At 61.7% G+C, this 20,837-nt stretch carries 16 protein-coding genes and 1 tRNA gene; 11 read left to right on the top strand and 6 right to left on the bottom strand.

Features of this window, described 5'->3' with window-relative positions; all coding sequences use genetic code 11:
• Positions 1 to 59: 59 nt before the first annotated feature.
• The 5 genes from prpC to prpF are packed head-to-tail and all read left to right on the top strand — an operon-like array spanning position 60 to position 6,243.
• On the top strand, positions 60 to 1,256 hold the full coding sequence (gene prpC, locus ACWGXF_RS23360; RefSeq protein WP_452102548.1) for a bifunctional 2-methylcitrate synthase/citrate synthase: 1,197 nt from the start codon (positions 60 to 62) through the stop codon (positions 1,254 to 1,256).
• A 24-nt stretch (positions 1,257 to 1,280) separates the two neighbouring features.
• The gene (locus tag ACWGXF_RS23355) at positions 1,281 to 1,757 is read left to right on the top strand and encodes a GntR family transcriptional regulator (protein ID WP_229228215.1); all 477 of its coding nucleotides are present in this window, start codon (positions 1,281 to 1,283) and stop codon (positions 1,755 to 1,757) included.
• Between the two features lie 25 nt (positions 1,758 to 1,782).
• Positions 1,783 to 4,410, top strand: a complete 2,628-nt coding sequence (acnD, locus tag ACWGXF_RS23350; RefSeq protein WP_256629978.1) for a Fe/S-dependent 2-methylisocitrate dehydratase AcnD — start codon at positions 1,783 to 1,785, stop codon at positions 4,408 to 4,410.
• A gap of 9 nt (positions 4,411 to 4,419) precedes the next feature.
• Positions 4,420 to 4,995, top strand: a complete 576-nt coding sequence (locus tag ACWGXF_RS23345; protein WP_256629977.1) for a 2'-5' RNA ligase family protein — start codon at positions 4,420 to 4,422, stop codon at positions 4,993 to 4,995.
• 54 nt (positions 4,996 to 5,049) lie between these two features.
• Positions 5,050 to 6,243: a 2-methylaconitate cis-trans isomerase PrpF gene (prpF, locus tag ACWGXF_RS23340; RefSeq protein WP_054074837.1), complete on the top strand. Its 1,194-nt coding sequence runs from the start codon at positions 5,050 to 5,052 to the stop codon at positions 6,241 to 6,243.
• A 51-nt stretch (positions 6,244 to 6,294) separates the two neighbouring features.
• On the opposite strand, the gene ACWGXF_RS23335 is transcribed toward prpF, so the two are convergent.
• A complete protein-coding gene (locus ACWGXF_RS23335; protein WP_004341372.1) occupies positions 6,295 to 7,242 on the bottom strand; it encodes a sensor domain-containing diguanylate cyclase in 948 nt (315 codons plus the stop codon).
• 238 nt (positions 7,243 to 7,480) lie between these two features.
• Positions 7,481 to 9,490 carry a propionate catabolism operon regulatory protein PrpR gene (prpR, locus tag ACWGXF_RS23330; RefSeq protein WP_452102547.1) on the bottom strand — a complete coding sequence of 670 codons (2,010 nt, stop codon included), beginning with the start codon at positions 9,488 to 9,490 and terminating at the stop codon, positions 7,481 to 7,483.
• 183 nt (positions 9,491 to 9,673) lie between these two features.
• Between prpR and ACWGXF_RS23325 the strand changes: the two genes are divergently transcribed.
• From ACWGXF_RS23325 to ACWGXF_RS23315, 3 genes are all read left to right on the top strand, one after another.
• Positions 9,674 to 10,648 carry a Bug family tripartite tricarboxylate transporter substrate binding protein gene (locus ACWGXF_RS23325; protein ID WP_256629975.1) on the top strand — a complete coding sequence of 325 codons (975 nt, stop codon included), beginning with the start codon at positions 9,674 to 9,676 and terminating at the stop codon, positions 10,646 to 10,648.
• A gap of 76 nt (positions 10,649 to 10,724) precedes the next feature.
• Positions 10,725 to 11,726 carry a Bug family tripartite tricarboxylate transporter substrate binding protein gene (locus tag ACWGXF_RS23320; RefSeq protein WP_452102546.1) on the top strand — a complete coding sequence of 334 codons (1,002 nt, stop codon included), beginning with the start codon at positions 10,725 to 10,727 and terminating at the stop codon, positions 11,724 to 11,726.
• Between the two features lie 129 nt (positions 11,727 to 11,855).
• On the top strand, positions 11,856 to 12,716 hold the full coding sequence (locus ACWGXF_RS23315; protein ID WP_256629973.1) for an isocitrate lyase/PEP mutase family protein: 861 nt from the start codon (positions 11,856 to 11,858) through the stop codon (positions 12,714 to 12,716).
• A gap of 156 nt (positions 12,717 to 12,872) precedes the next feature.
• On the opposite strand, the gene ACWGXF_RS23310 is transcribed toward ACWGXF_RS23315, so the two are convergent.
• Complete coding sequence (locus tag ACWGXF_RS23310) at positions 12,873 to 14,210, bottom strand: aminotransferase-like domain-containing protein (protein WP_256629972.1); 1,338 nt, start codon at positions 14,208 to 14,210, stop codon at positions 12,873 to 12,875.
• Between the two features lie 90 nt (positions 14,211 to 14,300).
• Here ACWGXF_RS23310 and ACWGXF_RS23305 point away from each other — a divergent pair, with 90 nt between their 5' ends.
• Positions 14,301 to 14,903 carry a DJ-1/PfpI family protein gene (locus ACWGXF_RS23305; RefSeq protein WP_256629971.1) on the top strand — a complete coding sequence of 201 codons (603 nt, stop codon included), beginning with the start codon at positions 14,301 to 14,303 and terminating at the stop codon, positions 14,901 to 14,903.
• A 229-nt stretch (positions 14,904 to 15,132) separates the two neighbouring features.
• Here the strand turns inward: ACWGXF_RS23305 and ACWGXF_RS23300 are convergent, their stop codons facing one another.
• Complete coding sequence (locus ACWGXF_RS23300) at positions 15,133 to 15,699, bottom strand: TetR/AcrR family transcriptional regulator (RefSeq protein WP_004341384.1); 567 nt, start codon at positions 15,697 to 15,699, stop codon at positions 15,133 to 15,135.
• Positions 15,700 to 15,849: 150 nt separating this feature from the next.
• Here ACWGXF_RS23300 and ACWGXF_RS23295 point away from each other — a divergent pair, with 150 nt between their 5' ends.
• Positions 15,850 to 17,067: an MFS transporter gene (locus tag ACWGXF_RS23295; RefSeq protein ID WP_452102545.1), complete on the top strand. Its 1,218-nt coding sequence runs from the start codon at positions 15,850 to 15,852 to the stop codon at positions 17,065 to 17,067.
• A 42-nt stretch (positions 17,068 to 17,109) separates the two neighbouring features.
• Here ACWGXF_RS23295 and ACWGXF_RS23290 read toward each other — a convergent pair whose 3' ends face one another.
• Positions 17,110 to 18,033 carry a LysR family transcriptional regulator gene (locus ACWGXF_RS23290; protein ID WP_004341389.1) on the bottom strand — a complete coding sequence of 308 codons (924 nt, stop codon included), beginning with the start codon at positions 18,031 to 18,033 and terminating at the stop codon, positions 17,110 to 17,112.
• A gap of 128 nt (positions 18,034 to 18,161) precedes the next feature.
• Between ACWGXF_RS23290 and metE the strand changes: the two genes are divergently transcribed.
• Positions 18,162 to 20,483: a 5-methyltetrahydropteroyltriglutamate--homocysteine S-methyltransferase gene (gene metE, locus ACWGXF_RS23285; RefSeq protein WP_452102544.1), complete on the top strand. Its 2,322-nt coding sequence runs from the start codon at positions 18,162 to 18,164 to the stop codon at positions 20,481 to 20,483.
• Positions 20,484 to 20,677: 194 nt separating this feature from the next.
• Here the strand turns inward: metE and ACWGXF_RS23280 are convergent.
• Positions 20,678 to 20,751, bottom strand: a tRNA-Cys gene (locus tag ACWGXF_RS23280).
• Positions 20,752 to 20,837 lie beyond the last annotated feature (86 nt).

Here is a 20,837-nt window from a genome sequence, read left to right as displayed (position 1 = left end):
AGATTGCGAAGTATCGCAGACCGGCAAGGATCTGCACTGCACATCCAAAGGAGACACCCATGAGCACTGTGACAGCCCCAACATCCCCAATATCTTCAACCGCCATTAACCACGCCGCCGCAAGCTTCAGGCCAAAAAAGTCCGTCGCCCTCTCCGGCGTGACAGCAGGCAACACGGCACTGTGCACCGTGGGCAGGAACGGCAACGACCTGCACTACCGCGGCTACGACATTCTGGACATTGCCGAGGTCTGCGAGTTTGAGGAGATTGCCCACCTGCTGGTACACGGCAAGCTGCCCACCCACGCCGAACTCAGGGCCTACAAAGCCAAGCTCAAGGCTTTGCGCGGCCTGCCCGGCAGCGTGAAGACTGCGCTGGAACAGCTGCCCGCCGCCAGCCATCCCATGGACGTGATGCGCACCGGTGTCTCCGCCCTGGGCTGCGCGCTGCCGGAGAAAGACGACCACAATCTTCCTGGCGCCCGCGATATCGCCGACCGCCTGATGGCCTGCCTGGGCAGCATGCTGCTTTACTGGTACCACTTCAGCAACTCGGGCCGCCGCATCGAGGTCGAAACCGGGGACGACTCCATCGGTGGCCACTTTCTGCATCTGCTGCATGGCACAAGGCCGTGCGAGAGCTGGGTGCGCGCCATGCATACCTCGCTCAATCTGTATGCCGAGCACGAGTTCAATGCATCGACCTTCACGGCCCGCGTGGTGGCAGGCACGGGCAGCGATATGTACTCGGCGATTACCGCTGCGATAGGCGCTCTGCGCGGCCCCAAGCATGGCGGAGCCAATGAGGTGGCGTTCGAGATCCAGAAGCGCTACGACAACCCGGCAGAGGCCGAGGTCGATATCCGCCGCCGCGTGGATGCCAGGGAAGTCGTGATCGGCTTCGGCCACCCCGTCTATACCGTGAGCGACCCTCGCAATGTGGTCATCAAAGGCGTGGCCAAAAAGCTCTCGGACGAGGCCGGCAGCAGCAAGATGTACGACATTGCCGCGCGCCTGGAATCGGTGATGTGGGAGGTCAAGAACATGTTCCCCAATCTCGACTGGTTCAGCGCCGTCAGCTATCACATGATGGGCGTGCCCACCGCCATGTTCACGCCGCTGTTCGTGATTGCCCGCACCAGCGGTTGGGCGGCGCACATCATCGAGCAGCGCCAGGACAACAAGATCATCCGTCCCAGCGCCAACTACACAGGCCCGGACGACCTTCATTTCGTGCCTATCGAGGCACGCCAGTAAGCTCCAGCAATGTCTGCCCAGCCCATGCAAGCCCATTCCCTGTGCATTGCCATCGCCGACAAGCTACGCGAGCGCATTCTGAGCCATCAGTTACCGCCCGGATCGGACATCAACGACGGAGCACTGGCGCAGGAGTTTGGCGTGAGCCGCACTCCTGTGCGCGAGGCCATGAAGCTGCTATGCCATGAAGGATTGCTGACGGCTCAGCCCCGGCGCGGCATGAGCGTGACCTGCCTGAGTGCAGCCCAGGTGGCCGAGGCTTGCTTGCTGAGCAGCCTGCTGGCTGGCCATCTGGCGCGGCAACGCCAGATGCAGACTGCCAGCACGCAGCTTTGCGAGCAGTTGCTGCGCGTGTCGCAGGCCCGGCTCCAACTCGCACTGGGTACACAGCCCGCCATGCAGCCGACAAGCCAAGCGCAGATGCCTGCAGCCCTTTCACAATCCCCGCACAGTCACAGTGCCGGCAACGCAGAAGCCTCACGCTCGGCTCTGGCCTATTGAGACTCCTAAAAGAATCCCCGAGACAATGACTCACCACCCCTACCGTAAACCCTTACCCGGCACTGCGCTGCATTACTTCGACGCCCGGTCCGCTGTGGAAGCCATCCGCCCCGGCAGCTGGACCACACTGCCCTATACCAGCCGCGTCCATGCCGAGAACCTGGTGCGGCGCAGCGATCCGGCCCACCTGACCGAATACCTCACGCAAATCGTTGAACGCAAGCGCGAACGCGATTTTCCCTGGTTCCCGGCCCGCGTGGTCTGCCATGACATCCTGGGCCAGACAGCGCTGGTCGACCTGGCCGGCCTGCGTGATGCGATTGCCGAGCAAGGTGGCGATCCGGCCGCTGTCAATCCCGTGGTGCCCGTGCAGCTGATCGTCGATCATTCGCTGGCCGTTGAGTGCGGTGGCCATGACCGCGAGGCCTTCGAGAAAAACCGCGCCATCGAAGACCGGCGCAATGAGGACCGCTTTCACTTCATCGACTGGTGCAAGCGAGCCTTCAAGAATGTGGAGGTGATTCCGCCAGGCAACGGAATCATGCACCAGATCAATCTGGAGCGCATGAGCCCTGTGATCCATGCTATCGATGGTGAAGCATTCCCAGATACTCTGGTAGGTACCGACAGCCACACGCCACATGTCGATGCACTGGGAGTGATCGCCGTGGGCGTGGGCGGTCTGGAGGCAGAAAACGTGATGCTGGGCCGTGCCTCGTGGATGCGCCTGCCCGAGATCGTTGGCGTACAACTGGCCGGCACGCGCCAGCCGGGCATCACTGCCACCGATATCGTGCTGGCCTTGACGCAATTCCTGCGTCGACAAAAAGTGGTGGGGGCATATCTTGAATTTTTCGGGGAGGGCGCACGGAGTCTGACGATTGGCGACCGCGCCACCATCTCCAATATGGCTCCCGAATATGGAGCCACGGCGGCCATGTTCGCGATCGACGAGCAGACGATCGACTATCTGCGTCTGACGGGGCGCGAGCCTGCACAGGTGCAACTGGTCGAGAACTACGCCAAACAGGCAGGTCTGTGGGCAGACAGCCTGGAGAATGCCGAATACGAACGTACGCTGAGCTTTGACCTGTCCAGCGTGGTGCGCAATATAGCCGGCCCTTCCAATCCGCATGCTCGCCTGGCAACCAGCGAGCTTGCAGCAAGAGGCATTGCCGGTGAATGGACGCAGGCCGAAGGGCAGATGCCAGATGGAGCGGTCATCATTGCAGCCATTACCAGTTGCACCAATACCAGCAACCCACGCAATGTGATCGCGGCCGGCCTGCTGGCGCGCAATGCGCGCAATCTGGGCCTGGCGCGCAAGCCCTGGGTCAAGACCTCGCTGGCCCCCGGCTCCAGAACCGTGCCGCTGTATCTGCAGCAAGCCGGCCTGCTACATGACTTAGAAGCGCTGGGCTTTGGCGTGGTGGCCTTTGCCTGCACCACCTGCAACGGCATGAGTGGCGCACTCGATCCGGCCATTCAGCAGGAAATCGTGGATCGCGACCTCCACACCACAGCCGTGCTTTCGGGCAATCGCAACTTCGATGGTCGCATCCACCCCCATGCCAGGCAAGCCTTTCTGGCCTCGCCACCGCTGGTCGTGGCCTATGCGATTGCAGGCACCATGCGCTTCGATATCGAGAACGATGTGCTAGGCGTCTTCCAGGGCCGCGAAATCCGTCTCAAGGACATCTGGCCCGGCGATGAGGAAATCGACGCCGTGGCCAAGGCTGCCGTCCAGCCCGAGCAGTTCCGCGCGGTCTACGAGCCCATGTTTGCCATCCGCTCAGACCAGGGCGGGAAGGTCGAGGCACTGTATGACTGGCGCCCGCAGAGCACCTATATCCGCCGTCCGCCCTACTGGGAGGGGGCGCTGGCCACAGAGCGCACGCTGCGCGGCATGCGCCCTCTGGCCATCCTGCCCGACAACATCACCACCGACCACCTCTCGCCCTCCAATGCCATCCTGATGGACTCGGCCGCAGGCGAGTATCTGCACAAAATGGGTCTGCCCGAGGAGGACTTCAACTCCTATGCCACGCATCGCGGCGACCACCTGACCGCGCAGCGCGCCACCCTTGCCAATCCCAAGCTCCTCAACGAAATGGTGGTGGACGACCAGGGCAAGGTGCGCCAGGGCTCTCTTGCCCGCGTCGAGCCCGAGGGACTGACCATGCGCATGTGGGAAGCCATAGAGACCTATATGCAGCGCAAGCAGCCGCTGATCATCATCGCCGGCGCCGACTACGGCCAGGGATCGAGCCGTGACTGGGCCGCCAAGGGCGTGCGTCTGGCCGGTGTGGAGGTCATCGTGGCCGAGGGCTTCGAGCGCATCCACCGCACCAATCTGATCGGCATGGGGGTGTTGCCGCTGGAGTTCCTGCCCGGCACGAGCCGCCACACACTGGAGTTGAATGGCACCGAGAGCTTTGATGTCATCGGCCGGCGCAGCCCCCAGGCCACGCTTACACTTCATATCCACCGAACGACAGGTGTCCGCACCGAAGTGCCGGTACTGTGCCGCCTCGATACCGCGGAAGAGGTCTCGATTTACGAGGCCGGTGGCGTGCTGCAGCGCTTTGCCCAGGACTTCCTCGCGGACAGCGCCGCAGCCGATTCCACATCGACGGCTGAACTTGTGAGCTAAGGAGCAGCTATGAGCCAGGCACGCATACTGATTGTCACCCAGCCCAAAAGCCCGGTACGTCATCGCCTGCGTGCCCGGATCAGCGCTTTGGGCCTTGATAAAGAACTGGGCGAGCGCCTGTTCTCTCCAGACAACTGGCACCAAACCTGGTGTGGCCCGTTTGACTCCGGGCAAGAGGCACTGCTCGCCTTGCTGGCCGCAGGCAATGCCGTTCAAGCGGCGCAGTTGAAGGCCTTCGAGCTCAGCTTCAACCGCATTCGCGGTGAGGAGGGCGAGCGCATTCACTGGTCTTTGCTAACCCGCGGACGTCCGGAGCCTTTCAACCGGCTGCTGACAACGCTACAGACCGAGTTGAAATCCCACGGTTTCAAGGATGACGGCCATAGACCGCATATCACCATCAGCTACAAAGCTCTACATGCCCTGCCCACTCGGCGTATCGATCCCGTCGACTGGCTGATCGATGAGATCCAGCTGGTCGAGCGAACCGGCACAGGCAAGCAGTTACGCTACCAGCTACTGCATCGCTGGCCATTGGCTTCCGGCTCTCCGCCTCGTCCTCAACAGCTACGCCTGTTTCACTGATTCAAGGCTCAAGCCCTGGCTTGAGCCTTGAATACCTTGTTTGTTTGCCATTCCATGTCCCTCACTTCGCAAATCCGCATTCCCGCCACCTATATGCGCGGAGGCACCAGCAAAGGTGTGTTCTTCAAGCTTCAGGATCTGCCCGAGGCGGCCCGGCAGCCCGGCCCTGTTCGCGACGCCATCTTTTTGCGCACTCTGGGTAGCCCCGACCCTTATGGCAAACAGATTGACGGCATGGGCAATGCCTCATCCTCCACCAGCAAAGGCGTGATCCTCAGCCGGAGCGCAAGCGCCGATCACGATGTGGACTATCTGTTCGGCCAGGTCTCCATCGATCAGCCTTTTGTGGACTGGAGCGGCAACTGCGGCAACCTGAGCGCTGCCGTCGGCCCCTGCGCCATTCACATGGGTCTGATTCCGGCCGAGCGCATTCCGCAAAACGGCGTGGCCGTCATTCGCATCTGGCAGGCCAATATCGGCAAGACCATCATCAACCATGTGCAGATCCGCGATGGTCAGGTGCAGGAAACCGGAGACTTCGAACTTGACGGCGTGACCTTTGCCGCTGCCGAAGTGGCCCTGGAGTTCCTGGATCCCGCCGATGAAGGTGAGGACGGAGCTGCCATGTTTCCCACCGGCAATGTCTGCGACGAGCTGGATGTGCCCGGCGTCGGCCGCTTTTGCGCGACCCTCATCAATGCCGGCATTCCGACCATCTTTCTCGATGCCAGAGAGCTGGGCTATACCGGCTGCGAACTGCAGGATGCCATCAACAGCGATAGCCCCGCCCTGGCCAGGTTCGAAGCCATCCGCGCCCATGGCGCACTCAGGATGGGCCTGATCAAGGATCTGGGTGAAGCTGCCATACGCCAGCACACGCCCAAGATAGGCTTTGTGGCTCCTGCGCAAAGCTATATCGCCTCAAGCGGTAAAGCCATTGCCGCCAGGGATATTGATCTGGTGGTGCGGGCGCTGTCCATGGGCAAACTGCACCACGCCATGATGGGCACGGCCGCCGTCGCCATTGGCACGGCTGCCGCCATTCCCGGCACGCTGGTCAATCTGGCAGCGGGCGGCGGCGAGCGCCAGTCCGTACGCTTTGGCCATCCCAGCGGCACCCTGCGTGTGGGGGCCGAAGCCAGGAGCGACCAGGGTCAATGGCAGGTCACCAAGGCCTTGATGAGCCGCAGCGCCCGCATTCTGATGGAAGGCTGGGTACGGGTTCCGGGCGAGGTGCTGCAGGCCTGACACCGGGTATTGCCCTGCCGGGCGCCTGCCGCACGCAGGCCTGGGCAGGGTTCAAGCGCTCAAGATGACGCTTTCAATCCGGTGGCGGCCTTTGTTCTTGGCCGCATAGAGCTGCCGGTCCACGGCTTCGATAAAGCTGGCAGGTCGATCATGCTCTGCCGGCTGCACCGTCCCCGCACCAATGCTCATGGTGACCCGCCTGCCATGGGGCGACAGTGCATGCACGATGGACTGCTTCTGGATCAGGCGCTGGCAGCGCTCGGCCACTTTTTGCGCAGTTTCGGCATCGGCTTCGGGCAGCAGCACCACAAACTCCTCGCCACCGTAACGCGCCACCAGGTCACGCTGTCCGTCCAGCGCCAGGCTCAGGGTCTGGGCAATATCCACCAGACATTTGTCGCCCTGGATATGACCGTATAAATCGTTGTACTGCTTGAAGAAGTCGACATCGAACAGCAGCATGGACAGGGGCTTGCCATCGCTGCGCGTGCGCTCCCACTCCTGCTCGAAACTGGTATCGAAGCAGCGCCGGTTGGCAATGCTGGTCAGACCATCCTTGAAGGAAAGCACCTCCAGCTCCTTTTGCAGACTCAGCAGCCTTTCCTCGGTCTTTTTGCGCTCGCTGATGTCGAACATGAAGCCGATCAGCGCTTCGGCCTCGCCTTGCGCATTGCGCACCACATGGACCACATCGCGAATCCAGACATAGCCGTTGTCCTTGGTCAGCGCGCGATAGTCAGCCTCATGGTCCACGCCCGCCTGGGACTGGCTCACGCAGAAATTCACCACGTATTCGCGGTCTTCGGGGTGCATGCGCATGGCCCAGTCTTCGACACTGACCCAGCTTTCACGGCTCCAGCCAAGCAGGCTCTCGATCTGAGGGCCGATATAGGCGAACTTCATGGTCGCCCAGTCGATCTTCCAGGGAATGGCCTTGGTGGACTCCAGCAAGGTTCTATAGACCGCACTCTCGTTCTCAAGCTCGCTCACGTCGGACATAACCCGTCTCTCTCCCGATCTCAATCGATAAAACATCAGGCTGGCTGTGGTGCCGGTCTTGACCCGACCCACCAGACAGCGGAGCCTGCAGTCTTTCACACCCAGAAAGCCCGAGGCACAGCCCAATCTCCGCTTGCTGGTGATTGTTGCGCCGGATGCCGCAATTCACGCTATGCACTCACGATATTGGCCGAAATCATACGCATGGTGCACTGCAGGCGCTCAAGCAGTGTTGCTGCTAAGCCTTCATGCGCCGCCACAAAGTGGCCCGGCTGATGCCGAGAATTTCACAGGCCTGGCGCTGATCACCTCCGACAGACTCCAGCACTTCGCGCAATCGCTTCTGTTCGGCAAGGCGACCCGCGTCTCTGAGCTGTGCCTGCCGAGCCGCGGCAGGCTCGGCCAGAGCCAGGCCGTCGGCGCACTCCGGGAAGACTTCAAGCAAGCGCGCCATATCCAGAAGGCCACCCCGGCCTGAGTCCAGATAGTCGCTGCAGGCCAGCAGGCGCTCCACCCAGTTGTCCAGTTCACGGACGTTGCCGGGCCAGTCATGCGCCGCAGCCCTGGCCAGCAGTGCATCGAGCTGCTGCTCCACTCTGTCATGCAGTGCGCGGGGCAACTCGCTTGCAGCGTTCAGGCGCTGAGCCAGCATGGCGCGGCCCAGTTCAGCAACATCGGCACCACCTCGCATTTGTAGCGAAGGTGTGCTCAGGCGCAGCACCGCCAGCCGGTAGTAGAGATCGCGCCGGAACCGGCCACGCTCCACCTGATCCGCCAGATCCGCATGGGTGGCGGCAATCACGCGCACATCCACGGGAATCGGCGTGGTGGAACCTACGCGCAATACCTCGCGCTCCTGCAGCACGCGCAGCAGCCGCGATTGCAGTGCCAGCGGCATGTCGCCAATTTCATCGAGAAACAGGGTCCCGGTATGCGCTGCCTCGACCAGCCCGGTCTTGCCGCCGCGCCTGGCCCCGGTAAAAGCGCCTTCCTCGTAACCGAAAAGCTCGCTCTCCAGCAGGCTTTCACTGAGCGCCGCACAGTTGACGGCCAGAAATGGCTGCTCCGCACGCCGTCCCGCGCTGTGAATGCCTTGCGCCACCAGCTCCTTGCCGGTCCCGCTTTCTCCCAGGATGAGCACCGTCGCATCGCTGTTCGCGTACTGCCTGGCCAGCAGTCGCACGCGCTGGGCAGCGGGGCTGCTGCCCAGATAGTCCTCAATGCGCCAGCGTACACCGGCGGCTCTTTGCCGCTGATTGGCGCGCAGGCTGCGATCGGCCCGCTGAATGACGGCTGGATCGCGGCAGACCAGCAAAGCGCCGGTCACCAGCCCGTTTTCCACAATTGGCGCACGTCGCACCACCAGGGTACGCAGGGCCAGTTGCACCACCTCTTCTCCGCCCTCCTCGCCAGCGAGCGCCCGAGCCGTGCCCAGGGCCGGAGCCACCTCTTCCAGCATGCGGCCGTGCAAGGCATCGACCGGGGTCCCGAGCAAGGCGGCCATTCGTGGGTTCAGCGCGCAAATACGGCCACGCTCGTCCACGGCAGCCACACCATCCTGCAGTTGATGCAACACGGTTTCCAGCCGTTGATGCCGGTCGCGCTCGGCACGTCGATGACGGGCCAGCAGCATGGCGTCGCTGAGTGCCTGACGCACCGAGATATCGGAATACAGCAACACGCTGGCCATGCCCGCCTGCTCTGCCAGATCGGCCACCAGGCCCGGCGCCACCACGGCACCAACGCCTTCCGCCTTGAGCTTTTGCACGCAGGCCGGCGCGTCATGCGGACCTTGATAGGCGATCTGGACCAGGCCCAGGCCGAACAGGCTGTCGAACTGGGCCACCACGGGCGACGGCACCTCGAAGTTGACCAAGCCGACGCGCGGAGCCTCTTCCGTGGTCTGCAACTTGGCCTGGCGCAGCGCCTGCAGCAAATCCAGGCCACGCACTTCTACCATGGCCATTGGAACATCCACGCGCTCTCGAATCCAGGCACCACTGGCTCCCGCCCCCACCAGGGCATCGATGGGTTGGCGCAGATTGAGCGCCTGCACCTGGGCTACCGCATCATCGAAGGAGGCCGAGATGTGCGAGAACCTGGCCTCACCCGACCAGGGCTGTGCCAGCCGCTCCAGCACCCGCCCCACACGGTAGCGGCCTACGGTGACGATGTAGGGCAAATGCGGCTGGCCGGCTGCCGGCATCCGTTTGGCACCATCGTTCGACATCGAATCTGTTTCATTCATGAAAACAATTATTTCATTATTGAAATACAACCAATACACCGCTACCGGCAGCCAGTCCACAGAATCACAAAAATCCCAATGATTTCAAACACTTGATATTCAAGGGGTTTTCCCTAGATTCATCTGGCACAGTGCTTGCGGTATCAGCCCATACCAATAGGGATTTGGATCCAGGAGATATCCATGTTTTTGAACCGTCGCAATCTTGTTGCCCAGGCCTTGACTCTTTCCGTGCTGGGCGCAGCTGGCCTGGCCCAGGCCGCCGACTGGCCCACGCGCCCAATTCGCCTCGTGGTACCGTTTTCCGCAGGCGGCGCCAATGACTTGATGGCCAGATCGGCGGCCGAAGGCGCCTCCAAGATCCTCGGCCAGCCCGTGGTGATCGACAACCGCCCCGGCGCAGGTGGCACCGTGGGTGCCGATATCGTGGCCAAGGCCCAGCCCGATGGCTACACGCTGCTGGTCAGCGCGGCAGGCGTCATCTCCAACAGCATGATCAAGAAGGCCATGCCTTTCAAAGACGATGCCCTGCAGCCCGTGGTGATGATTGGCCTCGCACCTTCGGTGATCGTGGTGCCCAAGAACGCGCCCTACAACAATCTGCGCGACTTCGTCGAAGCCTCGAAGAAGGGCGCAGGCTTCAACTTTGCCACCGCCGGCACGGGCAGCACGCCGCACTTCGTGGCCGAGATGCTGAATGTGAAATACGGTGCCAAGCTACAGCCCGTACCCTACAAGAGCGGTTCGGAGAGCACCACGGCCGTGCTCGGCGGCCAGGTTGAAGGCACGTCCGAAGCCAGCATCATCGCGCTGCCGCACATCATTCACGAGGGCAAGTTCAAACCTCTGGCCACGACCTGGACCCAGCGCATCTCGGCCTACCCCCAACTCTCCACTGCCGTGGAGCAAGGCTTTGCCGATCTGCAGATCGCGCATTGGGCCGGCATTCATGCCCCCAAGGGCACGCCGCCCGCCATTCTGGACAAGCTGGCAGCCGCCGTGGACAAGGCCATGAAGGAGCCCGCCACCGTCGAAAAGCTCAAGGGACTGGGCATCGAGCCAGTAGGCGGCACACGTGCGGAATTCGTGAAGTTTTCCGATGCCGAGCGCAAGCGCCTGGGCGAGATCGTCAAGGCAGCTCATATGCAGGAAAAGTAAGCTGAACAAAAAAACATAGCAACCAGCGTATGCCCCATATACGCTGGATCCTTAAAAGAATACTGAGACCTGATTCATGATTTCCCGTAGAAACGTCTTACTGCGCGCCACTGCCTGGGCTGCCGCCACCACCGCCTTGCTGGGCGGCTCCTCTGCCGCTCTGGCCCAGGGCTCTGAAGCCTGGCCCACCCGTACCGTCAAGCTCATCGTGCCCTATGCGGCAGGCGGCTATGCCGATACCCGCGCACGCCTGATTGCCGACTCGCTGGGCAAGGTGCTGGGCCAGCCCGTGATCATCGACAACCGCGGCGGTGCCGGTGGCGTGACGGGCACGGATGCCATCGCCAAGGCCAACGACGGCCACACCTTCGGCTTCGGCTCGCCCGGCCCCTTGGTCACCAACCCCATGCTGATGAAGAAGATGCCTTATGACGTCAAGACGGCGTTCAAGCCCATCATACTCATCGAGCAGGCGCCCCTGTTTCTGACAACCGCTCCCAACCAGCCCTTCAAGAGCGTCCAGCAACTGCTGGCCCATGCCAAGGCCAAGCCCGGCGATCTGACCTATGGCTCCTCGGGCGTGGGTGGGGCCCACCATCTGTCGGGCGAACTGCTGGCCTATCAGACCCAGACCCAGCTGACCCATGTGCCCTACAAGGGAGGCTCGCTGGCGGCCACCGACCTCATGGGCGGCCATCTGGCCATGATGTTCGAGATGGGCTACTCGGCCCTGCCCTCCATCAAAGCCAAAAAGATCAATGCCCTGGCCGTCTCGAGCAAGACCCGTCTGGCCGTGCTGCCCGAGGTGCCCACGCTGGACGAAGCCGGGGTCAAGGGCTTCGAGTCGTACAACTGGCTGGGCATGATTGCGCCGGCCGGCACGCCCGACGCCGTGGTGGCCAAGCTCAACCAGGCCGTCAACGAAGCGCTCAAGACCGACAAGTCTCTGCGCCAGATGATCGAAAGCAGCGGCGGCCAGATCATGGGCGGCACACCCCAGGCCTATGGCAAATATCTTGAAGCCGAGCGCGCCAAGTGGGGGCCCGTGATCAAGAACGCGAATATTTCGCTGGACTGATTCCCCCTGAGCCGCTTCGCAGCCCTGGGCGCGAGGCGGCTGCTGCCAGGCAGCGCCCTGCCTCGTCAAGGCTGACAGCCAGCCGCGCAGGGCAGATAAGCATCAGAGTCTTTTTTATCAAGAAATCTCATGAACCCCAAACAACAACTCAAAGCCCTGGCCGATGCCCGCCGTGGCGTCATCGTGCCCGGTGCATTCAACGCCATGTCGGCGCGGCTGATTGCCGATCTGGGCTTTGAAGCCATCTACGTGACCGGTGCCGGCGTGACCAATATGTGGTTCGGCATGCCCGACCAGGGTTTCATGGGTCTCGGCGATATCGCCGACCATACGGCCCGCATCCGCGACGCCGTGGAAGTGCCGCTGCTGGTCGATGCCGACACCGGCTTCGGCAATGCCGTCAACACCTACCACGCCGTGCGCACACTGGAGCGCGCCGGTGCCGACTGCATTCAGCTCGAGGACCAGGTCAGCCCCAAGCGCTGCGGCCACTTCAATGGCAAGGCCGTGATCGAAACCAGCGAAATGCTGGGCAAGATCAAGGCCGCCGTCGATGCGCGCCGCGACAGCGGCACTCTCATCATGGCCCGAACCGACGCGGCCGCCGTCCACGGCTTCGAAGCCGCCATCGAGCGTGCCCAGCAGTTTCAGGAAGCCGGCGCCGACATCCTGTTTGTCGAAGCCGTCACCCAGGCCGAAGAAGTGCGCGCCCTGCCGCTGCGTCTGCAAGCTCCCCAGCTCATGAATATGGTCATCGGCGGCAAGACCCCCATCTTCAACGCCGATGAACTGGGCGAGCTGGGCTATGGCTTTGTGCTCTACGCCAATGCCGCACTGCAAGGGGCCGTGGCCGGCATGCAAAAGTGCCTGACCCTGCTGCGCGACGATCACAAGGTCGATGAAGACCCCGCCATCGTCGCCCCCTTCCTTGAACGCCAGCGGCTGGTGAACAAGGACTTCTGGGATGGGCTGGAGCAAAAGTACCAGTAATCCGGTCTCCGGACCCAGCGCCTGAATCGCGTGCAACGTTGATACATCAGGCGCCGCACGCCATGTTTTCAGGTCGGTGTGACCATGGCCGACAGCATTCACTCCCTCGACTACGGCCTCGAAACCGGATGCGCAGGGAGTTCTGAGCGTCATCCTCTAGCGCAGCGTGGCCCCATCCAGCACCAGCCTGACCCGCATCAAGGCATGCCGAAGTTTTTCGAGCGGCACCGAACCCAAGGCCAGCCGCAGTGCTTGCGGCACTTGCACGCCAGTGGCGAAGGGTTCGGCCGTTGACACGGAAATTCCTGCCGTCTGCAGCGCCATCGCGACCTGATCAGCCCTCAGGTCGTCAGGCATGGGGAGCCAGACAAAATACGAACTGGGGTGGCGCATACAGGGCAGCCCCTTGAAGACCTGCGTCACCTGTTTCTGACGCATCTGGGCGTCCTCTCGCTTCTGAGCTTCCAGCCTGGCAACCGTCCCGTCTCTCAGCCAATTCACAACCATGGCGGTCATGACTCCGGGGGTGTTCCAGGTCGTTGCGCGTATAGCTCGTTCTATCCGAGATATCCAGGCTGCCGGTGCAGCCACAAAGCCCACCCGCAAACCCGTGGCGACACTCTTGGAAAAGCCTGAGACATATACCGTGGACTCAGGCAGCAGTGCGGCCATGGGTGGTGGTGCGTCCTGAGCAAGAAACGCATACGCGGCATCTTCGATCAGCAACAGACCATGGCGACGGATCAACGCTGCAAATGCATGACGTCGGTTGATGCTCATCACCCATCCAAGCGGGTTATGGAGAGTCGGCATTGCATAGACCGCGCGCACCTTGCGGCGTCGGCACAGCAGCTCCAGCGCATCGAGGTCCGGCCCCGAACCAGCTGCCGGAATGGCAATCAATTCAAGCCTCAGCTGTTGCGCCAGCACCTTGAAGCCCGGGTAGCTCAAAGCATCAACAGCCACTACATCGCCAGGTTGCAGCAATGCCATGGCCGTGCTTGCGAGTCCATGCTGCGCTCCATCCACGATAAGCACCTGTTCGGCAGGAACCGTCAGCCTACGGTTTTCAAGGTATAGGGCGATAGCCGCTCGCTCATGGGCCCGGCCTCCGTGCGGCTGATAGCGCAGCAGTGCCTCCAAATCTCCGCTGGCGGCAAGCTGACGCAATGCAAAGCGCAACAACTCGGCTTGACCAGGAAGGGCAGGAGCGTTGAAGTTCAGGTCCAGCATGCCTATCGCAGCGGCATGCTGGTCGATACCGAGGCCACGTGGCAGCGCTGTTTCGCGCACAAAAGTTCCTCGCCCCGTCTCGCCGCTGACCAGGCCCATGGCCTGCAGTTCGGCATAGACACGAGTCGCCGTGACCAGGGCCAGTCCTTCCCGGGATGCCAGTTGCCGGTGGGTGGGCAGGCGTGTGCCCGGTGCCAGCCGGCCTTCGCGAATTTCCGAGGCTAGCTGGTCCACCAGCTGCTTGTATCGGGCAATCGGCATATAGAACCTGTATCCATGACAATTATTTGAACGTATTGGACCTCATCTCTAGCATGAGCATTGATACAAGTTCACATCCGGAACATCCCAATGCATATCGCAATCCTGACTTTCGAAGGCTTTAACGAGCTCGACTCACTCATTTCTCTAGGCATACTCAACCGCATCAAGCGACCCGGTTGGCGAGTGTCGATTGCCTGCCCGAGCGCACGCGTCAAGTCAATGAACGGAGTGGTCATCGCAGCCCAGGCCACTCTGGAGGATGCGAGTGCTGCAGATGCGGTCATCGTGGGCAGTGGAATGCAAACGCGTGAGGTCGCGCGCAATGCCGACCTCATGTCGAGACTCAGGCTGGACCCTTCACGGCAACTGATTGCTGCACAGTGCTCCGGCACGCTGATACTGGCCAAGCTCGGCTTGCTGGATGGCGTGATGGCGTGTACCGACCTGACCACCAGGCCCTGGGTTGAAGAGGCTGGCATTCGCGTACTGGAGCAGCCATTCTTCGCAAACGGCAATGTGGCTACCGCTGGAGGTTGCCTGGCTGCGCAATACCTCGCCGCCTGGCTTATTGCCCGTGTCGAGGGAATCGAGGCCGCCAGGAGTGCATTGCATTACGTGGCCCCTGTGGGTGAAAAAGATGCCTATATGGCCCGGGCCATCGCCAATATCTCGCCTTACCTGCCGGCCTGACTTGCTGCATCAGCATGATCGCGGAAGCGCGCTGAAGACCTCAGACAACTCGAATGCGGCCGGTCGCCGGTCCCGGTAAAGCCTCCGAGCCCGGACTCTTTGCAAATTCCGGATTGTTCGCTTGCACAAAATCGCTGATGTCCTCAGCTCGAGAACACCCTGGCAGTCAAAACGATCCTTATTCTGGCTGCTGCAGGCAAAGCACAGCAGGCACGGCTCTGACAATGGCTCAGGCCGCCTTCCAGCCTTGCAGCATCAAATCCAGCGCCTGCAAGGACTCGTTCAGGCGCTCGGGTGGAGCGCCCTCCTCGGCAATCCAGAAAGCCGCTTCGATCAGGCAGCCGTTGAGCAACCTTGCCAGCGCCGCTGCACTGGCATTCACGATGACGCCCTCGTCGATGAGCTGCTGCAAAAAACCGGCGATAAAAGCAATGCATTGCTGGTGCTGCTGACCTTGGTCGGTGCCAGTGAGCACAGAGCGTGCATCCTGCAGCACGATGCGACGAATTTCAGCCTCCTGCGCCATGGCCAGATAAGCGCGGCAATAGGCCAGAAAGCCCTCCCATGGATCGTCATGGCCTCGCAGCACAAGCTCCAGTCGCTGGTCCATTTCTTCATCCATCTGGGCCACCACGGCAGCCAGCAGGCCGGGCTTGCCACCAAAGTGGTGATAGAGCGCGCCGCGCGTCAAACCGGCCTGCGCGGTCAGCTCGTCCATGGCGGCCTGGGCGTAGCCATGCTGGGCGAAAGCGCTGCGCGCAGCACTGATCAGCTTGGCCCGCGTGGCTTCGATCATGCTGGCACGACTCTGGCGAACTTGGGTCACTGCGAACTCCCGGCAATATTCACATACAAAGCGTATGCCAATCATACGCGCTACATCCCAAGCTCCTAGAATGTCACTCGCATACACGATGTATGCAAATGAATCTATTCAAGGGTTTCCATGTTGAATGCTTACCGCAAGCTGTTTACGGCGCCGGGCAGCACGGGCTTTGTGCTGGCCGGGCTGCTGGCGCGACTGCCGCTGTCGATGACAGGGATTGGCTTGATCACCATGCTGTCGCAGCAGCGCGGCGCCTACACGCTGGCAGGCATGGTGTCGGCCTGTTTCGCGCTGTCGATTGCCGTTCTGGCACCGCGCATCTCGGCGCTGGTTGACCGTTACGGCCAGTTCAGGGTGCTGCCGTTTGCGGCCGCCAGCAGTGCGCTGTCGATGCTGGCCCTTCTGGCCTGCGCCCACTGGCAGGGGCCGGACTGGCTGCTGCTGGTACTGGCCGCTGCCGTCGGCAGCCTGCCCAGCATGCCGGCCATGGTCCGCGCCCGCTGGACGGCGATCTACAGTGGAACGCCTCAGCTGCAGACCGCGTTTGCACTGGAAGGCGTGCTCGACGACCTGGCCTTTATCGTCGGCCCACCGCTGTCGGTGGGCCTGAGCATGCTGCTGTTCCCCGAGGCCGGTCCGCTGGCAGCAGCGCTGTTCCTCATCATAGGCGTAGGCCTGTTTGTGGTGCAACGCCGTACCGAACCACCTGTCAGCCCCCATACCAGCTCGAAAACAGACAGGGCTTCGTCGATGTTGCGCCAGCCCGTGGTGCGCACGCTGGCGCTGTTCATGCTGGCACAAGGCGTCATCGTGGGCGTGATCGATGTGGCCAGCGTGGCCTTCGCCACAGCTCAGGGCCAGCCCGGCATGGCCAGTGTGGTGCTGTCCTTCTATGCGCTGGGCTCCTGCGCCATGGGCTTGCTGTTTGGCACGCTGCGCCTGCAGATGCCGCTCAGCCGCCAGATCGTCTGGGTCGGGGCATCGGTCGCCATCTCCGCCCTGCCCCTGTTGCTGGCCAGCAATCTGACGGCACTGACGCTGGCCGTTCTGCTGGCAGGCATTACCTTTGGCCCGACGATTACCGTGGCCATGAGTCTGGTGGAGCAGCAGGTACAAGCAAACCGACTGACCGAGGGCATGACCTGGCTGCTGACTGGCCTCGCCAGCGGTGTGGCCCTGGGCGCTGCCGCTGCCGGCTGGCTGATCGACCACTGGGGCGCACAGCAATCGTTTGTGCTGACGCTGCTGGCGGGCGGTGCCATGTGGCTGTGGGGCGTGCAAGCCGGACGGCAAGCCGACCGTGCATCCGCACCTGGCATGACGGCCATCAACATGTGAGTCAGCCGCTATTGCTTATTCAGCCGTCGGCTGCCGCTCTTCTCAAGAGTCGTCCTGCGCGGATGCGGCAGCCGGCAGAGCCAGACCAGGGGCTCGTGCCAGCGCAATAAAGGCCTGCAGATAGTCGGTATGCAACTCTGCCTCGCGCGCGCCGAGGTAGATTTGCTTGGCTATGCCCTTGCTGCCTAGCTTCACGGGTACGACAGCCATCTTTTCGGCATATTCCAGAGCCAGCCAGCGGGGCAGAGCCGCGACGCCCCGCCCGCTGGCGACCATCTGCATCATGATGTCGGTGGTCTCTATGGTTTTATGGCGCCTGGGGGCAATGCCTTTGGGTAGCAAAAACCGGGTATAGATGTCGAGCCGATCCACGGCAACGGGATAGGTAATCAGCACCTCGCGAGACAGATCGCCGGGCTTGACATGGTCGACCCGGGCCAAGGCGTGATCCGCAGCCACGACCAGCACCTGCTCATAGTCAAAAACGGGCTCGAAGTGCAGACCCGGCTTGAACAACGGATCGGGCGTGACCAGCATGTCGATCTCATAGCCGAACAGCGCACCGATGCCGCCAAACTGGAACTTCTGCTTCACGTCCACATCCACGTCGGGCCAGGCGGCCAGATAGGGTGAGACGATTTTCAGCAGCCACTGGTAGCAGGGATGGCATTCCATGCCGATGCGCAAGCTGCCGCGCTCTCCCAGAGCAAATTGCTGCAAACGCGACTCGGCCAGATCCAGCTGAGGCAGCACGCGATTGGCCACTGCCAGCAGGTATTGACCCGCCTGCGTCAGGCGCAGGCTGCGCCCTTCACGCAACCAGACATCGGTGCCGAGTTGGGCTTCCAGCTTTCTCATGCTGTGGCTCAGGGCGGACTGGGTGACGCACAGCACATCAGCTGCCGCAGTCAAAGAACCTTGTTTTTCAACCTCTTGCACGATGGCGAGATGGATACGCTCAATCATCTGTGAACAAAATTCATGGATACATGATAAACAACCATTTTACTTCATGTATCGATTCCAGGAACATCCAGTCCGCTGACCCGAGCCACTCTGGCCATGGGCCGAAGATCACAAGACTGGATTTCTGCATGACGACTATTCACAACCTGGGCTTTCCTCGCATCGGCGCAAAGCGCGAACTGAAGTTTGCGCTGGAGTCCTACTGGAGAGGTGAATCCTCGCGCGATGCGCTCAAGGCGCTGGGCGCCGAGCTGCGCCAACGCCACTGGACCGCGCAGCAAGAGCTGGACTGGGTGCCCGTGGGTGACTTCGCGTTCTACGACCAGGTACTGGACATGAGCTTTACGCTGGGCAATCTGCCCGAACGGGTGCAAGACTTCGAAGGCGATGCGCTGGACAACTACTTTCGCGTGGCCCGTGGTCGTTCGGCGGTCGCGACCGAATCCCCTAGTACCGGCCACACCCACTGCTGCGCTGGCATCGCCGCGGCCGAGATGACCAAGTGGTTTGACACCAACTACCACTACATCGTGCCCGAGTTCAGCTCGGCCACCGAATTCAAGCTTGATGCATCGCGCCTGCTGGAACAACTGACCGAAGCCAGGACACAAGGCATACAGGCCAAACCAGTCCTCATAGGCCCCGTCACCTATCTGGCGCTGGGCAAGGCCAAGGACGGCACCAGCAAGCTGGAGCTGCTGCAGCGGCTGCTGCCCGTCTATGCCCAACTACTGGACGCGCTGGCGACCCAGGGTGTGGAATGGGTGCAGATGGATGAGCCCATCCTGGTCACCGAACTCGATGCCGACTGGCAACATGCGTTCAACACTGCTTACCACCACCTCAAGAGCTGCAGGGTCAAGCTGCTGCTGGCGACCTATTTCGGCCAGTTGGCTGAAAACAAATATCTGGCAGCAAACCTGCCCGTAGCCGGCCTGCACATCGATGCCATCAACGGCCAGGACGATGTGCAACAGCTGCTGGGGCTGCTGCCCGCGCACAAGGTGCTGTCGCTGGGCGTGATCAACGGTCGCAATATCTGGAAAACCGATCTGAATGCCGTGCTGGACTGGGTGGAGCCGCTGGCAGAGCGCCTAGGCGACCGTCTCTGGATTGCACCATCCTGCTCCTTGCTGCATGTACCCGTGGATCTGAACAGCGAACAAAAGCTGGATGCCGACATCAAATCCTGGCTGGCCTATGCTCTGCAAAAACTGGATGAGCTACGCGTGCTGGGCAAGGCTTTGCGCGATGGCCGTGATGCTGTCACAGCCGAACTGGCCGACAACGCTTCAGCTCTGGCCGCGCGCCGCACATCGCATCGCGTCCACAACCCTGCCGTGCAAGCTGCGGTCAAGCAGATCAGCTCCCAGTTGGGCCAACGCCAGAGCAGCTACGAAGCGCGCGCTCCCAAGCAAGCCCGGCTGCTCAAGCTGCCAGCCTTCCCGACCACCACCATTGGCTCTTTTCCCCAGACGGCAGAAATACGCCAGACACGCAGCGAATTCAAGGCCGGCCGCCTGGATTTCGCCCGCTACCAAGGCGCCATGCGCGCCGAGATTGAACGCTGCGTGCGAGAGCAGGAGGCTCTGGGGCTGGACGTTCTGGTGCATGGCGAGGCCGAGCGCAACGACATGGTCGAATATTTTGGCGAGCAACTCGACGGCTATGCATTCAGCCAGTTCGGCTGGGTGCAGTCCTATGGCTCACGCTGCGTCAAGCCGCCCATTCTGTTCGGCGACATCAGCCGCCCCAAGGCAATGACGACGGAATGGATCCAGTACGCCCAGTCCTTGACCCGCAAACCCATGAAAGGAATGCTGACAGGCCCGGTCACCATCCTGAACTGGTCATTCGTGCGCGATGACCAGCCGCGCGCCACATCCTGCTATCAGCTGGCTCTGGCGATTCGCGCGGAAGTGCTGGATCTGGAAAGAGCCGGCGTGCGCGTGATCCAGATCGACGAGGCGGCATTGCGCGAGGGCTTGCCATTGCGCAAATCACAATGGAAGGAATATCTGCACTGGGCCGTGGAGTCCTTCCGCATCAGCGCCAATGGCGTTGCCGATGAAACCCAGATTCACACCCATATGTGCTATTCGGAGTTCAACGACATCATTGCTTCGATTGCAGCCATGGACGCCGATGTGATCACCATAGAGACTTCGCGCTCGGACATGGAGTTGCTGGAGGCCTTCGAGCACTTCGATTACCCCAATGAGATCGGTCCGGGCGTCTATGACATCCACTCTCCCAATATTCCCACCAAGGCAGGCATCGTGGAGCTCATGCAAAAAGCCGCAAAACGCATTCCCACGGAACGCCTTTGGGTCAACCCTGACTGCGGCCTCAAGACACGCCAGTGGGCAGAAGTGATTCCTGCACTGCAGCACATGGTGGAGGCTGCCAGAACATTGCGCCAGTCTGTCAAAGTAGCCGAATCCGTCTGAAAGCAGGCGACGCTCCAGCCTTCTCCTAGTTGCCCAGGCATGCCCTGGGCTTTTTCATACCGAGATGCACGATCGGGTGACGCAGATTCGGCGCCCAGCCTGCAAGGCAGGCTGGCACATAGAGCCTTTCGGCATCAAGCGCCCAAAGCAAAAAGCCCTGCAGACTTTCATCTGCAGGGCTTGTGCCACAAGTTTGGAGGCGCGAACCAGAGTCGAACTGGTCTAACCGGATTTGCAATCCGGGGCATAACCGCTTTGCTATCGCGCCGCTATCACAAAAACCTGGAGCGGGAAAACGGGTTCGAACCGTCGACCTATACCTTGGCAAGGTATCGCTCTACCAACTGAGCTATT

The organism is Comamonas sp. HJ-2, from assembly GCF_053615495.1.
The sequence above is the reverse complement of the archived record's forward strand: the minus strand, read 5'-3'. Positions and strand labels throughout refer to the sequence as shown.

Bases quoted from the DNA above. Each gene is read 5' to 3' on its own strand.
- prpC (WP_452102548.1), top strand. From the start codon at position 60: ATGAGCACTGTGACAGCCCCAACATCCCCAATATCTTCAACCGCCATT.
- ACWGXF_RS23355 (WP_229228215.1), top strand. From the start codon at position 1,281: ATGCAAGCCCATTCCCTGTGCATTGCCATCGCCGACAAGCTACGCGAG.
- acnD (WP_256629978.1), top strand. From the start codon at position 1,783: ATGACTCACCACCCCTACCGTAAACCCTTACCCGGCACTGCGCTGCAT.
- ACWGXF_RS23345 (WP_256629977.1), top strand. From the start codon at position 4,420: ATGAGCCAGGCACGCATACTGATTGTCACCCAGCCCAAAAGCCCGGTA.
- prpF (WP_054074837.1), top strand. From the start codon at position 5,050: ATGTCCCTCACTTCGCAAATCCGCATTCCCGCCACCTATATGCGCGGA.
- ACWGXF_RS23335 (WP_004341372.1), bottom strand. From the start codon at position 7,242: ATGTCCGACGTGAGCGAGCTTGAGAACGAGAGTGCGGTCTATAGAACC.
- prpR (WP_452102547.1), bottom strand. From the start codon at position 9,490: ATGAATGAAACAGATTCGATGTCGAACGATGGTGCCAAACGGATGCCG.
- ACWGXF_RS23325 (WP_256629975.1), top strand. From the start codon at position 9,674: ATGTTTTTGAACCGTCGCAATCTTGTTGCCCAGGCCTTGACTCTTTCC.
- ACWGXF_RS23320 (WP_452102546.1), top strand. From the start codon at position 10,725: ATGATTTCCCGTAGAAACGTCTTACTGCGCGCCACTGCCTGGGCTGCC.
- ACWGXF_RS23315 (WP_256629973.1), top strand. From the start codon at position 11,856: ATGAACCCCAAACAACAACTCAAAGCCCTGGCCGATGCCCGCCGTGGC.
- ACWGXF_RS23310 (WP_256629972.1), bottom strand. From the start codon at position 14,210: ATGCCGATTGCCCGATACAAGCAGCTGGTGGACCAGCTAGCCTCGGAA.
- ACWGXF_RS23305 (WP_256629971.1), top strand. From the start codon at position 14,301: ATGCATATCGCAATCCTGACTTTCGAAGGCTTTAACGAGCTCGACTCA.
- ACWGXF_RS23300 (WP_004341384.1), bottom strand. From the start codon at position 15,699: ATGATCGAAGCCACGCGGGCCAAGCTGATCAGTGCTGCGCGCAGCGCT.
- ACWGXF_RS23295 (WP_452102545.1), top strand. From the start codon at position 15,850: ATGTTGAATGCTTACCGCAAGCTGTTTACGGCGCCGGGCAGCACGGGC.
- ACWGXF_RS23290 (WP_004341389.1), bottom strand. From the start codon at position 18,033: ATGATTGAGCGTATCCATCTCGCCATCGTGCAAGAGGTTGAAAAACAA.
- metE (WP_452102544.1), top strand. From the start codon at position 18,162: ATGACGACTATTCACAACCTGGGCTTTCCTCGCATCGGCGCAAAGCGC.